Origin of the sequence: Pseudomonas sp. GW456-L13 (assembly GCF_017350115.1) — a bacterium.
GTDB classification, from domain to species: Bacteria; Pseudomonadota; Gammaproteobacteria; order Pseudomonadales; family Pseudomonadaceae; genus Aquipseudomonas; species Aquipseudomonas jessenii.
Genome location: NZ_JACNAS010000001.1, coordinates 670,395 through 684,181, shown reverse-complemented (window position 1 = coordinate 684,181; position 13,787 = coordinate 670,395). Strand labels below are relative to the sequence as shown.

General features: G+C 56.9%; 12 protein-coding genes. 1 reads left to right on the top strand and 11 read right to left on the bottom strand.

Going from position 1 to position 13,787, the window contains the following annotated elements:
• Positions 1–3 precede the first annotated feature (3 nt).
• From J4D25_RS02960 to J4D25_RS02910, 11 genes are all read right to left on the bottom strand, one after another.
• The gene (locus tag J4D25_RS02960) at positions 4–924 is read right to left on the bottom strand and encodes a TIR domain-containing protein (protein ID WP_057715157.1); all 921 of its coding nucleotides are present in this window, start codon (positions 922–924) and stop codon (positions 4–6) included.
• A gap of 402 nt (positions 925–1,326) precedes the next feature.
• Entirely contained in the window at positions 1,327–2,016 is a 690-nt protein-coding gene (gene pycC / locus J4D25_RS02955; RefSeq protein ID WP_057715155.1) for a Pycsar phage resistance system uridylate cyclase PycC, read from the bottom strand.
• Between the two features lie 262 nt (positions 2,017–2,278).
• A complete protein-coding gene (locus tag J4D25_RS02950) occupies positions 2,279–2,755 on the bottom strand; it encodes a hypothetical protein (RefSeq protein ID WP_057715154.1) in 477 nt (158 codons plus the stop codon).
• A 429-nt stretch (positions 2,756–3,184) separates the two neighbouring features.
• Positions 3,185–4,438, bottom strand: a complete 1,254-nt coding sequence (locus J4D25_RS02945; protein WP_057715153.1) for an OprD family porin — start codon at positions 4,436–4,438, stop codon at positions 3,185–3,187.
• Between the two features lie 187 nt (positions 4,439–4,625).
• The gene (locus J4D25_RS02940; protein WP_020798281.1) at positions 4,626–6,158 is read right to left on the bottom strand and encodes a UxaA family hydrolase; all 1,533 of its coding nucleotides are present in this window, start codon (positions 6,156–6,158) and stop codon (positions 4,626–4,628) included.
• Between the two features lie 151 nt (positions 6,159–6,309).
• Positions 6,310–7,395, bottom strand: coding sequence for a mannonate dehydratase (locus J4D25_RS02935; RefSeq protein WP_057715152.1), 1,086 nt, complete (start codon positions 7,393–7,395; stop codon positions 6,310–6,312).
• A 47-nt stretch (positions 7,396–7,442) separates the two neighbouring features.
• Positions 7,443–8,846: an MFS transporter gene (locus J4D25_RS02930; RefSeq protein ID WP_079246760.1), complete on the bottom strand. Its 1,404-nt coding sequence runs from the start codon at positions 8,844–8,846 to the stop codon at positions 7,443–7,445.
• A gap of 74 nt (positions 8,847–8,920) precedes the next feature.
• Positions 8,921–9,232 (bottom strand): Dabb family protein, encoded by a 312-nt coding sequence (locus J4D25_RS02925; RefSeq protein ID WP_057715151.1) that lies wholly within the window; start codon positions 9,230–9,232, stop codon positions 8,921–8,923.
• Positions 9,229–10,650 carry an aldehyde dehydrogenase (NADP(+)) gene (locus tag J4D25_RS02920; RefSeq protein ID WP_057715150.1) on the bottom strand — a complete coding sequence of 474 codons (1,422 nt, stop codon included), beginning with the start codon at positions 10,648–10,650 and terminating at the stop codon, positions 9,229–9,231. Before J4D25_RS02920 ends, J4D25_RS02925 begins: the two co-directional genes overlap by 4 nt.
• Positions 10,647–11,105, bottom strand: a complete 459-nt coding sequence (locus J4D25_RS02915) for a nuclear transport factor 2 family protein (RefSeq protein WP_020798276.1) — start codon at positions 11,103–11,105, stop codon at positions 10,647–10,649. Before J4D25_RS02915 ends, J4D25_RS02920 begins: the two co-directional genes overlap by 4 nt.
• Positions 11,102–11,914, bottom strand: a complete 813-nt coding sequence (locus J4D25_RS02910) for a demethylmenaquinone methyltransferase (RefSeq protein WP_020798275.1) — start codon at positions 11,912–11,914, stop codon at positions 11,102–11,104. The genes J4D25_RS02915 and J4D25_RS02910 overlap by 4 nt, the downstream gene beginning before the upstream one ends.
• 183 nt (positions 11,915–12,097) lie before the next feature.
• On the opposite strand from J4D25_RS02910, the gene J4D25_RS02905 reads away from it, so the two are divergent.
• Complete coding sequence (locus J4D25_RS02905) at positions 12,098–13,705, top strand: IclR family transcriptional regulator C-terminal domain-containing protein (protein WP_057715149.1); 1,608 nt, start codon at positions 12,098–12,100, stop codon at positions 13,703–13,705.
• Positions 13,706–13,787: the final 82 nt, after the last annotated feature.

Below are 13,787 nucleotides of genomic sequence, written 5' to 3'. Positions count from 1 at the left end.
GTTTTATCGCGGACCTAGGTCGTTGAAAATTTCCCGCAAAGAGGTGCAGACAGGCCCCAGCTTGGCTGGTTCTTTGTCTGCGGCGGGGCGGTAGGTGATGGTGGTGAGACCTTTCAGATCTGAAGGAAGGCGAACTTCGTCGCCCCTGGGCTCCACCAGAATCGAGCGCATGCGGCCAAGTCGACCGACGAACATGCCGAGTTCAAAAATCACATTGTCACGTGGCGCGCCCTGCGATTGGCCACGGCTTGTCACTTCATCATCCGGCTGGGCGATTGCGATCGCAAAATCGCTTTCGTCCAGCTGTTCTTCCAGACTTTCAATGGTGTACTTCGACGCGCGAAACGTACCTTCGGTCCAGATTTTGACAAAGAACGCGTCATGCTCGAGCTGACGTTCGATTTCGCGTGCAATCGGCAACGCCTCTTTGGACGAGATGATGAACACGCGGGCTGATTTGTGGGAGGGTCGCACCAAAGCGTTGCGTTGATGCAGCCGTTCAACCAGTTCACGGGTGACGTGTTGCCAAATGCGGGGGAAAGCGTTTGCTGCGGCTTTAAAGTCGGGTGCTGAAACCTTCAATACGACCGAAGATTCTGTCGCGACGACGGTCGCTGAACGTTTCGCCGTCACCACCAATGCCGACATTTCCCCGACGTGCTCTCCTTGCCCGCGGATTGCCACTTCCCGATCGTGGACTTTGATTTTGAGTTGCCCCGTGATGATAAAAAAAACGTCGGTATCGTGGCCTCCCTGCTCTATGAGAACCTGATCTTGCTTTAGCTCCATCAAGGAGCCAGCCTCAGCCAGAAGTTTGGCCAGCACTTCATTGCCGAGGACCAATTTCTGCTCTAGCAAAACCTCTTCAAGGGCTGGCCGGCCCGCAGCGCCTTCAAAGCGCTCAATCATTTTTTCCGTAGACATTTATCGACAAGCCCCGCGGGGGTTAAGGGTCTCTCCAGCAAATGGGGGCGTGCCGAAAAAGTTCAATGGGATCCAAAAAAGATAAATGCCGTCGAGGGTGCGGGTAGCGGAGCAGGAGTTTTTCTGATCCAACACGCTGTCGAATGTGCCGTCTGTGGGCTGGCGGGGCGTTCTTCAGCTCAGAAACTTTCTGGCGTACATTCCTGACCGAATCGAGCGTGGAGGGCGTGCGACCTTTTGCCGAAAAGATGAAGGGGTTGATGACCAGTCCAAGACGGGTGGTGCTGGGGACCTGAGGCTTAGCGACAAATGTAACGTCGTGTTGATGGTCGCGGCGCGGGCGGCAGACGATTTTGTAGTGCTTGTTAAGTCATGTTCCGCCCTTCAGGCGTGATGATAAATCTACACCCTCCATTTCCAGGTGGAGGAATACGTCCAAATGCCCATTTCCGTCCAATACTCGCGAACCCACATGTCCGTACCATTGGTTTGTTTCAAGTCTGATGCCAACCTTTCATAGACGTCCTCGGTAATACGACTCGGCTTGTTGGCCAGATTAGTGAGTTTTGCGGCATAATTTGCTGCACGGCCCACCCAAACCAAGTCGTTGTCACCTCGCACTCCAATTCGTGCTGTTTTCAACTGACTGGTGTCGATGCCTACAACATGCTTTAAGACAAAATCTGTAGCCCATCCCTTTGAGATGGCGGGTTGAATAATGTCTTGAACGGCGAAATTGATCTTTAAAGCGCATTTGGCCGCGGAAGTGTTTTTATAATCACCCGTGAAGATTCCCATCACGCGATCGCCATCGTACGCGGTGATGACACCACCCTCATTTTTGATTATGTCTGAAGCACATTTGAGGAAGGTTTTATAGATTTCGGTGCTGAACTCCCATTTCTTGGTGTTCACCATGTCTGTAGACCCGTCCAGATCTGCATACAACACGGTCGCTGAGTCCAGATCTTTTGCATGGTTTGAGTTCAGCCGCAGATCTGCTGGGTTAGGAACCCCAGTCGTCTCTTGAACCTCCCAGGCGGCTGTGAAGGTTTCGTCGACCCATTTTTTCAGGTCTTCAGCTAATGCCATTTTCTCTTCCTTGTTGGTTAGCACGGTAAAAAAACAAGATTGCGGCACTGGCTGCAGGTAACGCCTCTCGCAGCGGTCGCTTGCGACCGAATGAGCACCGCTAACGGATCATTGTAGTGTTGGCGGTATCCACTTGGTAAGCCAAGGCATCGTCAATGAAACGAGCTGCAAAAGCCTTCGTTGTTTAGATGAAGTACATCGTCAGGTACCGACAAAAATGGTAAATGCCGTTGATTGAGGTCTGAGATCAATTGCTTCAGGGTCACAGGCCATATTCCATTTCTGAGATGAAGGCATCAAATTTTGGCTCGTGCTCAATGGATTCATAAATATGGTTGAGCACGAACAGTGCCGCAGCCATGAGTTCAGTGTCCCTCCGGTTGTCATGCCGTTTATCACCGTGGAATAGATTGTTCCGGGCGATTTTTATGCAATCAAGCAACTCTCGCAATGTGGACGGCGTGGTGGGTGTGCCGGACCATTGGACGCCTTCACCAGTGTCGGCCACCAATCGATCCGGCGGCGCGTCGAAATAAATGGCCACCTCGGGTGCCGCGCGCAAGCGGGGAAAAATATCCGCTGGAAGATCGTTAGCGAATTTGGTCCATGCCGCATCAGCGCTGTCACGCCGCCGAAAACCTCCCTTTTTCATCGCGTATTCAAAGCGGGAAAAAACCGCGAACAGATCATAGGCTGCCTGTGAAACGCGGCTGCGAAAGTAGTCTTGCAACTGGATCATGTTGATAAGCACACAGGAAGGGGTGGCAAAGGATAATGGCAGACGCGCGCCGTTCTGCCCAATAAGGCCAAAGTCAGCAGCTCAACGTGAAAATGCCCTGTTCGATAAGTCGACTCATGTGCTCGCGCATGAAGCTCACGCGTGGGTTGTGCAGGGCTGCCTTGTCCCAGGTCAAAAAGAAAGTGTTCTCTGGCGGCGGTAAGGGAAAAGCGTGGCGCGACTGATGAATTTACATCTCAAGGGCCACCTGCCAAGGGATAGGTGCGCCTGCACGAAGCAAAAAACCTCAAACTAACCCAATAACAGAGGAGCAAAGGTCAACGAAGAGCCGACAAACCACTCAATGTGGTGAGTAGGTTCTCCGATGGTGATCGTGCCTGCGTTCGGCCCAGCTGAAAATCCGCGATCCTTCCCTCACGGTTTTGATGGTCAGAACAGTGGCAGGTTATAGCTGATGATCATTCTGTTTTCATCGATATCACGCAAGTAGTTCGAGCGCAGCGTTGCATAGCGCCAAAGTACCGCGACATTTTTCAATGTCCCGCTTTGAATCGCATAGCCAATATCGGTGTCACGCTCCCATTCCCTGCCTTCACCCGCCACGGTCGCCGGGTTGGCATGATCGGCCTTTGTGTAGCGCGTGGAGAAGGTTAGGCCTGGCACACCGAAGACGGCGAAATCGTAGGTGTAGCGCAGTTGCCAGGAGCGTTCGTCGCGCTCCATGAAGTCGTTTGCCATCATGTAGTTAGTCAAGTACGCATCGGTACCAACGATGTAAGGCATTGCAGTTGATCCGCTCAACCCCTGATAACCGAGCCCGACGCCATGGCCACCCAAGCTGTAGGCGACCAGTGCGTTAAGGGTACGGTTGTCGACCTTGCCGGCACCGGCATTACCGACATCACTGCTGAGGTAATACCGCACATCTGTCTTTAGAGTACCGCTACCCAATGGTAGGGAATGCACCAAGCCCAGATACTGCTGACGATAGATGTTTTCCAGCTCACCGTACTGATAACTCAAGGTCAGATTCTTGCTTAGAGCGTAGTCAGCGCCGGCCATTTTGAAGTCGTCGGCGTCGGGAGTGGCTTTGAAGCGCTTGTTCTTGTTGACCAGGGTCAGAGGCTGGTTATGGGAGTAGTCACGCAGCGTGGTGCGGTTGATGTCGCCCAGGGTCAGTGTGAAGTTGTCCAGTTCCTTGGCGGTGAGGATGCCGCCCTGGAAGGTCTGGGGCAGGATACGTCCGGTGCTGGAAGATATGACCGGATACTTGAGAATCTGCGTACCGACCTTCAGCTCGGTTTTCGACACCTTGATCTTGGCTGCCGCGCCGAACTTGCTGTACTCGTCAGGGGCCCGACCATCTTCGCCGACCGGCAACAAACCGGTGCCACTGCGATCGGGGGCCGAGTCTAGCTTGATCCCCAGCATGCCAATGGCATCGAGCCCGAAGCCGAGGGTGCCTGCGGTGTAGCCGGACTTGTAGTCGAGGACGAAACCCTGTGCCCATTCTTCACGTTTGGAGATACCCGGGTCTTCGCGAAAGTCTCGGTTCAAGTAGAAATTACTGGTCTGCAGTGTGGCGTGGCTGTCTTCGAGGAAACCTGCTGCGTGGCCGGCACTGCTGAACAGTCCCATTGGTAGCAAAGTCGAGCAGATGAGCACTTTGTTGTTGTGTTGCATGGTGGCTCCCGTTGAATCGCAGGCATGGCCGCGCCAACCGCCTTTTCGGCGGAATCGTTGTTGTTATTTGAAGGAGAACTCAGTGCACACGGTGACTCATACGTGACGAGTCAGCCGAGCATCCTGTCGAGCGACCTGCCGCAAGGCCATGCGGCAGGGGCAACGTATAGCGACAACGGCACCGGTGTCATGCAAGCACGCCGATCTGCCATGGGCAGAATTCGTCTTCGCCCAGGCCGTTGAGTTCACTCTTGGTTTTGTCTCCCGAGGCGTGAGTCAGCAGGCGCTCGAAGATTTCCTGGCCCATTTGCTGGATGGTCTTGTCGCCGTCGATGATCTGGCCGCAGTTGATGTCCATGTCATCGCTCATGCGATTGAACATGGGCGAATTGCTCGCCAGTTTGAAGGTCGGTGCAGGAACCGAACCGAAGCACGAACCACGCCCGGTGGTAAACGCGATCATGTTGGCGCCACCGGCGATCTGGCCGGTCGCGGACACCGGGTCATAGCCGGGGGTGTCCATGAACACTAGGCCATGGGTCGTCACCGGGTAGGCGTATTCATACACATCCATCAGTGGTGCGTTGCCGCCTTTCTTGGCACCGCCCAAGGATTTTTCCAGCACGTTGGCCAGGCCACCGGCGTTGTTGCCGGGGCTGACGCGACCATTGATCTGGGTGTCGCGGCCCTTGTTGTATTCCAGCCACCAGTCGATGCGGTCAATCAGTTTGCGACCGACTTCGGGGGTGGCGGCTCGGGCGGTCAAGGTGTGTTCGACGCCGAAAATTTCCGAGGTCTCGGAGAGAATCGCGGTCCCGCCGTGGCGCACCAGAATGTCAACCGCAGCGCCTAGCGCCGGGTTGGCCGAGAGGCCGGAGAAGCCGTCAGAGCCACCGCATTGCATGCCGATGATCAGGTGTTCGGCCGACACGGTTTCGCGTTGCACGGCGTTGGCTTGGGGCAGCATCGCTTGAATCATCTTGATGCCTTGGTCTACCGCGGTTTTAACGCCGCCGACGTCCTGGATCACCAGCGACTTGAGCATGTCTCCCAGTACAAGTTGCTCCTGCTCGATGAAACCATAGATATTGTTGCGCTCGCAGCCCAGGGCAATCAGCAGGCCGCCGGCGGTGTTGGCGTGCTTGATGTGGCCGCCGATGGTACGGCGCAGCAGGTTCATCGGTTCGCCGGTCATTTCCATGCCGCAACCGATTTCATGCACGAAGGGCACGACGCCGTCGATGTTCGGGAAGGCGGCCAGGCGCTCTTCGTCAAAGTGATTGGCAATTTTGCGTGCCACGGTGGCGCCGCAATTGCCGACGACAAAAATGCCGAGGTAGTTGCGCGTGGCCACCCGGCCATCTTCGCGAATGATGCCCTGGAACGTCGCGCGCTTATCGGCTGGCAACAGGTCGGTGGGCACGTAATCCAGGCCGTAGCGATAATCGCGAGCGGTTTCGCCGAACTCAATGTTGTGGCTGTGCATCCAGGTACCTGGTGGCAAGTCTTCGCTGGCATAGCCAATCACGGTGTTGTACTTGAGCACCGGTTGGCCTTTTTCGATCATGCGTGCAGCAATCTTGTGCCCCAGCGGGACGTCCTGCAGCGTAGTCAATGATTCGTTAGTAATGGCAGTGCCTGTGGGGATTTCCACGCGTGCGACCACTACGTTGTCGGCAGGGTCCAGGCGGATCACGGGGCTGATTTCACGGGAGGTCATAATTAAGTCCTGCTTTTCTTATAAGGTCGATGCTGCTGACTTTGCCTGGCATGACCGAAGCGTCTAATTGCCGCGAGACAGTCCTCGCGTAAAGCACACATTCGACTGCGTACGCGGCAATAGATTGGCAGTGCTTCGGTGGAAGACTCGATCACGCTACTGCGGCGGGCCCTTGTTTTTGCAGCACTGCCTTGGTTTTTTCCTTGCCGATGCCTTCCCACAAACCCTGCAAGTACATGGTGCCCAGTGCACGATCGTACAAGCCGTATCCTGGTACGCCTGTCTCTCCCCAAATCATGCGGCCATGGTCTGGACGGGCGTAGCCGGTGAAGTTGGCGTCATGCAGGGCCTTCAGGATTTCCGCCATATCCAGCGAACCACATTGCGTCGGGTGGGCGCTTTCATAAAAGTCACCGTTGTCGAACACCTTGACGTTACGCAGGTGAACGTAATGCACACGCTGGCGAGCGGCGAATTCGTTGATGAACGACGGCACATCGTTGTTGAGGTCCGAGCCGATGGTGCCGCTGCATAACGTCAGGCCGTTCGCAGGCGAGTCAATGATGCTCAGTACGCGGCGATGATCCTCGATGTTTTTGATAATTCGAGGAAGGCCAAACACCGAACGAGGCGGATCGTCTGCGTGTAGGGCCAGTTTCAGGCCAAGCTGCTCGGCAACCGGCACCAACTTGCCCAGGAACCACTCAAGGTTTTTCCACATCTGTTCGGTGCTGACATCCTTGTATTCTTCAAGCAGTGCCTGGAGCTTCTCTGCAGGGTATTTTGTACCGATGCCGGGTAGGGGAATCACACCTTTAGATACGTCCAGTCGATCAACCAACGAGGCCTCGAAAGACAATGTATTGGAGCCATCGGGCAGTTGGTACTCCATCTGTGTACGAGTCCAGTCGAATACAGGCATGAAGTTGTAGCAGACGATCTTGATACCGCTGGCGGCAAGATTCTTCAGCGTTTCAATGTACTGCGGAATAAGCGCTTCACGATTGGGCTTTCCCAGTTTGATGTCTTCGTGCACGCGGAAGCTGTCGACGACGTCCATTTTCAAACCATAAGCCGCCGCTGCGTCTCGCAGACTGGTGATACGGTCCACCGGCCAGACTTCTCCAAGCGGGGTGTCGTAAAGTGATGAAACAATGCCGTACAACCCGGGAATCTGATTGATGTACTGCAAATTGATTGGATCTTTCGGACCGTGCCAACGAAAAATCATCTTCATTTTTGGTGCCTCGCATATCTTTAATTGGAGTCAGTTGGAAACCGAATTCAAGTTTTCGGATGAAGCTTGAAGCGTTGGATCTTGCCGACGATCAGCCAGTAACTGGCGACCGCTACCAATCCGTGAGCGCCGACGTAGAGCAGTGCGCCATCGAAGGAACCTGTGGTTTGAAGGATGTAGCCGATGACCACCGGGGTTACGATTCCAGCGGTGTTGCCGAAGGCATTAAATACGCCACCGGTAGTCCCGATAAGCTCTTTGGGCGCGGTGTCGGCGACCACTGTCCAGCCCATCGAGCCGAAACCCTTACCGAAGAACGCCAGGCTCATCAGCACAACGACCACGGCAGCGCTTTCGGCATAGTTACAGAGAATGATGCTGGCGCTGAGCAACAGGCCAATGGTGATCGGGGTTTTACGAGCAATGCTCAAAGAGCCCGTTTTCTTCAGGATCAGGTCGGAGATAAAACCGCTGGACACGCCGCCCACCAAGCCACACAACGCTGGAATTGCTGCGATAAACCCGGCCTGAAGGATGTCAAATCCACGTTCCTTGACCAGATAAATCGGAAACCAGGTCATGAAGAACCAGGTGATCGAAGTGATGCAGTATTGGGCCAGAAAAATCCCGACCAGCATGCGACTGCGAAACAACTGTCCGATCTCGCCGAGCTTCATGCCCTTGCCGGTATTTGCCGCTTTGGATTTCAAACTCTCCAGATCAACAAGGCCGTCGCCAGCGCGGATGTATTCCAGTTCCTCGCTGTTCATCTTCGGATGGTCAATGGGCAGGTAGTAGAATTTCCACCAGATGGCACCAATCACCAGGCCGATGGCGCCCATGATGATGAATACGTACTCCCAGCCGTAGGTGTAGCAGAGCCATCCCATGACTGGGGTGAAGACAGCCAGCGACAGGTATTGCGCGCTGTTGAAGATGGCGCCGGCAATACCGCGTTCGGAGGAGGGGAACCATGCGGCAATGATGCGGCCCGAGGCTGGTCCGACCGGAGACTCAGCAGCACCGAGCAAAAAGCGCAGGGCCAGTAGCAGTGGTACCACCATGCCAATGAAATGCACCATACCCATCATCACCGTGAAGCAAGACCAGATCACCACGGCCAGCATCATTGAAAGCTTCGAGCCGATACGGTCGGTCAGCCACCCGGAGGGGATCAGGAAGATTACGTACGCCCAGCTGAATGCCGAGAACAGGTATCCCATTTCCACAGAACTGATACCGAGCTCCTTGCTCATGTCGGTCCCTGCGACCGACAGTGCAGCACGATCCCCCGTACTCAGGGCGAGAACGATGGTGATCAACGCCAGAATCAGAAAGCGATAGCTGCTCTTTTTCGTGGTCGCCGCCGCGTCCTGGTGGCCCTTCGATTGGGCCGAGACCGCGGCAACTGGCGTGTTGCCTTCCAGCGCGTAGCGCTCGTTGTTGTTCATGTGTGCCTCGTCTAATTATTTTTGTAGAGTGCCCAGGCATTGGCGACCCTTGGGAGCCAATACCTGTACCGGGATCAAGCGGCCTGGGTGTCTGCCTCCGTGTAGTCCACAGCGACCCATTCGAAGTACTTTTTCAGTTCAGTGACCAGGGCAACGTGCGCCGGGTGAGGCAGGTAACGGTTGACCGCTTCAGCATCGTCGAACGTCGTCTCCAGCACGTAGTCCCAGCAGATCGGTCGGTCCAGTTCATTGGCCGACACCTTCCAGCTGCGGGCAAACTCAATGTCCTTGGCGAGGTCGCTCATCCACTGCACGAGATGGCTTTCCAGCTGTGGGTTTTTCTCCACCGCAGGCAGGCGCCGGAACATCACGATGTGTTTCATCATGGCTGGGCTCCTTGCTGGGCGAGTGCCCATGCAGGAGCATCCTGCAACGCCACCGGGCGCAGGTAGCGCTGCAGCGCGGCGTAGCCCACCGAAGTGCTTTGTGGTTGAGTCGACGCAGGCCAGGGGCCGCCATGTTGCTGTGCGTGCGTGACGGCAACGCCTGTTGGCACGCCCGAGAACAACACTCGACCGGCGATCTGGCGAGCGGCGCGAAGCAGCGCACGGGTGTCGTCGGTGGCGTCTTCGAAGCCCCAAAGCGTCGCCGTCAAGCTGCCTCCAATGGCGTGCAACACAGCGGTCGCCTGTTCGATGGACTCGACTGTCAGTACCACGGCGGCGGGGCCGAACATTTCTTCGCGAAGATTGGCGTCTTCAATAAAGGCCTTGGCGTCGACCTTGAACAGACGCGGAGCCGGGCCTTCGCTATCGGCCAGTGGCTCGAATACTTGGCTCGCTGCATCGGATGCCAGCAGATGGGCGACTCCTGCATCAAATCCGTTTCGCATACCGGGAGTCAGCATGCGATGGGTCTTGATCGGTTGCAGTGCCGCGCTCAATTGCGCGACAAAACGGTCACTGGCCGGATGGTCGAGTAAAACGATCACCCCCGGGCTGGTGCAGAATTGTCCGGTGCCTTGGGTGATCGAAGCAGCAAGGGTGTTCGCCAGGGCCTCGCTGTCACGCTCTAGAATACCGGGCAGGGCGATCAATGGATTGATGGAGCCCAACTCACCGAAAAACGGAACAGGGCGACGGCGTTCGTTAGCGGCTTTCCAAAGCGCGGTCCCGCCTTGATAGGAACCGGTAAATGCAACGGCGGCAATCTGCGGATGCGCTACCAGGTGCAGGCCCGCTGCGCGGGAGGCGCCATCGACCAGGCCAAGCAGCCCGCCAGGCAAGTTCATGCCGTCAAGTACGCCCTGAGCCACCTCATGTACTGCGCGCGACAGCCGTGGGTGCCCGGAATGAGTCTTGACTACCACAGGGCAACCGGCCGCCAATGCCGAAGCGGTGTCGCCGCCCAGGACCGAAAAAGCGAACGGGAAGTTGCTGGCTGAAAACATCGCCACCGGCCCCAGCGGTTCGTGGGTGCGTGTCAGGCGTGGGCGACCTACGGGCGGCGCGCCAGCCACGGCCTGATCGTCGATTGTCTGGTATGGCACACCGGCCTCTACCTCGTCGGCGAAACCACGCAGTTGAAAGGCCGTTCGCGCCACTTCACCGTTGAGTCGCCCGGCACCCAGGCCGGTTTCTTCGTCGGCCAGTGCCACAAGAGCGGCTTGGTGCTGTTCAAGACCGCTGGCCAGTCCACGTAGCAAGCCGCTGCGAACGGAGGGCGCGGAGGCCGCCCAGAACCCGGCGACGGCACCGGCAGCCTCGACAGCTGCATCGATCAATTGAAACTCGGTGGTGCTCATTGTTCACCTCCTGTGGCCGGTTCCAGGTGGTAACCACGACCCGCGTAATCGAAGTCGACGATTTCGTTGATGGCCACTTCCTTGTCGGCAGGTGAGGCGTAGTAAGCGCGGATCTCTTTGATCAGACCAGTATGCTCGTCAAAGATGTACCACTCGTCACCACGCAGCGCGGTACCCAGTTTACCCTTCCAGTGCGTCCACTCGATCACCGCTTCAGGGCTGTCATGGCTGACGAGAATCTTCTCGATGGTCCATTGCGAGCCGAGGTTCTCGACGCACCACACCCATTTGGACGCGATGGTCTCGGCAGTGCGCCAAGGAATTTCTGGCAATCCGGCTGGGAAGTAGTGCACGGCATCCGGAGTGAAGCACGACACCAATTCGGCGTGATCGCCCGCGTTGCAAGCAGCAAAGTAGCGACGGATCAGTGCGGCGTATTCGGCTTGTTTGCTCATTGTTCATCCCCCTTGTTGATGATGCTCGGGATGGCAGGACGACCTGAGGCTACCCATGCGTGGTAGTCAGAGATGGCGGTTGGACCTGGTGGATAGACGCCCCAGAGTGCTTCGCCGGCGGCGATGCGCATCGCCAGATAGCCTTCCAGGTCGTCCTGCACGGTGCAGTAATCGGCCAGCTCTTCTGCCAGATGCGCAGGAATCACCGTCAAACCGTCGCCGTCGCCGACGATGATGTCCCCTGGATACACCGCCACACCGGCACAGCCGATCGGTACCTGCAAGTCAGCCACGTGGTGATAGGAGATGCGCGTGGTTGCAGTGACTTCGCGGGCAAAGGCAGGCAGCGGCAAAGCGGCAATTTCACTGCCGTCGCGCAGGGCGCCGTCGGTAACGATAGCCCGGGCGCCACGGGCCAGCAGACGGGTCACCAGGATATTGCCCGCCGACGCCGCACGCGGGTCGTTCTGGCTGTCGATGACCAGCACGTCGCCCGGCTGGATCTGTTCCACACCCTGCCATTGCAGATTGTTGTGGTTGGGTTTGGTGGTCATGGTGCCGTAGGTGTCGATGTCCTCGCGGGCCGGTATGAAGCGCATGGTGAAAGCGCGGCCAGCGAACGGCTTGATGTCTTTGTTCATGGCGCGAAGGCCGACCAGGGCTGGCTGACGAAAACCCAATTTGAACAGTTGGGTGGTCAGCGAACCGCTGCTGCAACGGGCTAGGCGTGCCAGCACTTCATCGCTGACATGAACCTGGCGCTCGTCGGTTTCTTCCAGTGTGTCGGCGTATTGGTGGATCTGCGTCATTGTTGTTCTCCTGTGCTCTTACGCATGGCGTGTAGGTGCACCAAGTCATTGGTTATTCCCGTAATTTGGGACAAAGAATGTTTGTGATGACCTGATATCGTCAGATCCTAGAGGTTTGTTGACGTGTGCAATACCCGTCGTATGATCCAGTTCATTCGTTGTTCCATATGGTGGGAATAAGTCATGAAAGCAGGAGAGGGCACGGGTGCACTGGAGAAGGCGCTGGATGTGTTGGAGGCCGTTGGTTCCGCGCCTCGGGGCGTCAGTCAGGCCGAATTGGCAGGGCAGCTGGAGTTACCCAAAACCACGCTGTATCGAATCATCGCCAGCCTGGTGGAGCGCGGCATGATTCGCCGCGATCCGGTGCACAAGGTCTACCGGTTGGGGTTCCGTTATCTGGAACTGGTGCGCAATGCCTATCTGATGCCGGACCTGGTAGCGGCCGCGAGTTTCGAGTTGCGGGCCTTGCGCGATCTGACCGGCGAGACGTCCTATCTGGCGGTGCTCGATGGCAATCAAGTCAGATCTCTCGAGCGTTGCGACGGCGCGCACACCACGCGTTCGGCGGCGGCGCTTGGCCAGAGCAAGCCGGTGTATTGCACGGGTCAGGGCAAGGCAATTCTTGCGGCGATGGATGAAGCCGCTCGTGAGGCAATCATCAAGGGGCTGGTGCTGACACCGCTGACCGAACTGACCATCACCGATCGTCGACGCCTGCATACCGAGTTGCAGATCACCCGGGCCAGGGGCTATGCCATCGACGATGAGGAGATTGTGATGGGCGTGCGTTGCGTGGCTGCGGCGATCCGGGATAACGCGGGAAATGTGCGCGGCGCCTTGAGTGTGGCAGGGCCGGCTTATCGCTTGACCCTTGAGCGTCTGGAGCTGTTGGGCCCTGAGATAAGCGAAGCGGCAAGACGCGTGGGGGCTCAGTTGAGCGAGCCGCGCATTCAAATCGGCGACACCGACGTCAAACTGGTCGATAGTCCGTGGGCGTTCAATGGCGCTTTCCCGCGTTGGTCGAGCAAGCTTCGTTGCCTGTTTTGGGCGGATACCCTGGCGCCGGCCATTCGCATGCTGGATGGCGATGGCGAGCGTATTTTCGCCCGCCTCGAATCCCCGGTCGTGGCGATGGAGCTGCATAGCCAGGGATTGCTGGTCGCCCATACCCAGGGTTGGTCGCTGATTGACTTTGAAGGTTGCGAACATCCCTTGCCCGACTGGCCCGGCAAGAGCCTCTTGGGGCTTTGTAGTCGACCTGACGGCAGTGTCTGGGCGTGCCTGGCGAGCCACACCGGCTGCAAGGTGGGAGAGTTGAACCGGCATGGTGATCTGCGCTTGTCCTGGGAGTTTCAGGAAAACATCACGTCAATGTGCTGGGATGAGCGTGGGCAGGCGTTTTACGCAATCGGGCCGGAAACCGGGTCGGTCTACGTCGTGCAGGCAGGCAGTGTGAATGTTCGGCGCTTGGCCACGTTGCCCAAAGGGTCGGGGCGGCTGAGCGGACTGGCCCTTGATCGAGAGGGGGGTGTTTGGACCACATTGCGCGACGGTTGGAGCCTGGTTCGATTTGCCGAAGACGGCAGCATTGATCGAATGATTGGTTTGCCGATTCCAGGGCCGACGGACCTGGCTTTCGGTGGTGAAGACCGTGACACCTTGTACATCACCAGCGCACGTCACGACATTCCGATGGAAATGCTGAACAACGCTCCAGGATCAGGGCATTTGTTCAGTATCTACGTGGAGCACGGGGGAGCCTTGGCCAATATCACGGAGTGGACAGTTTGATGGTCCTGTATTGCTTTAGTTTATCCAACGTGAAGGTGCTGATAACCATTTGAGGTATCATCTAACATTCTGATAGTAGAAT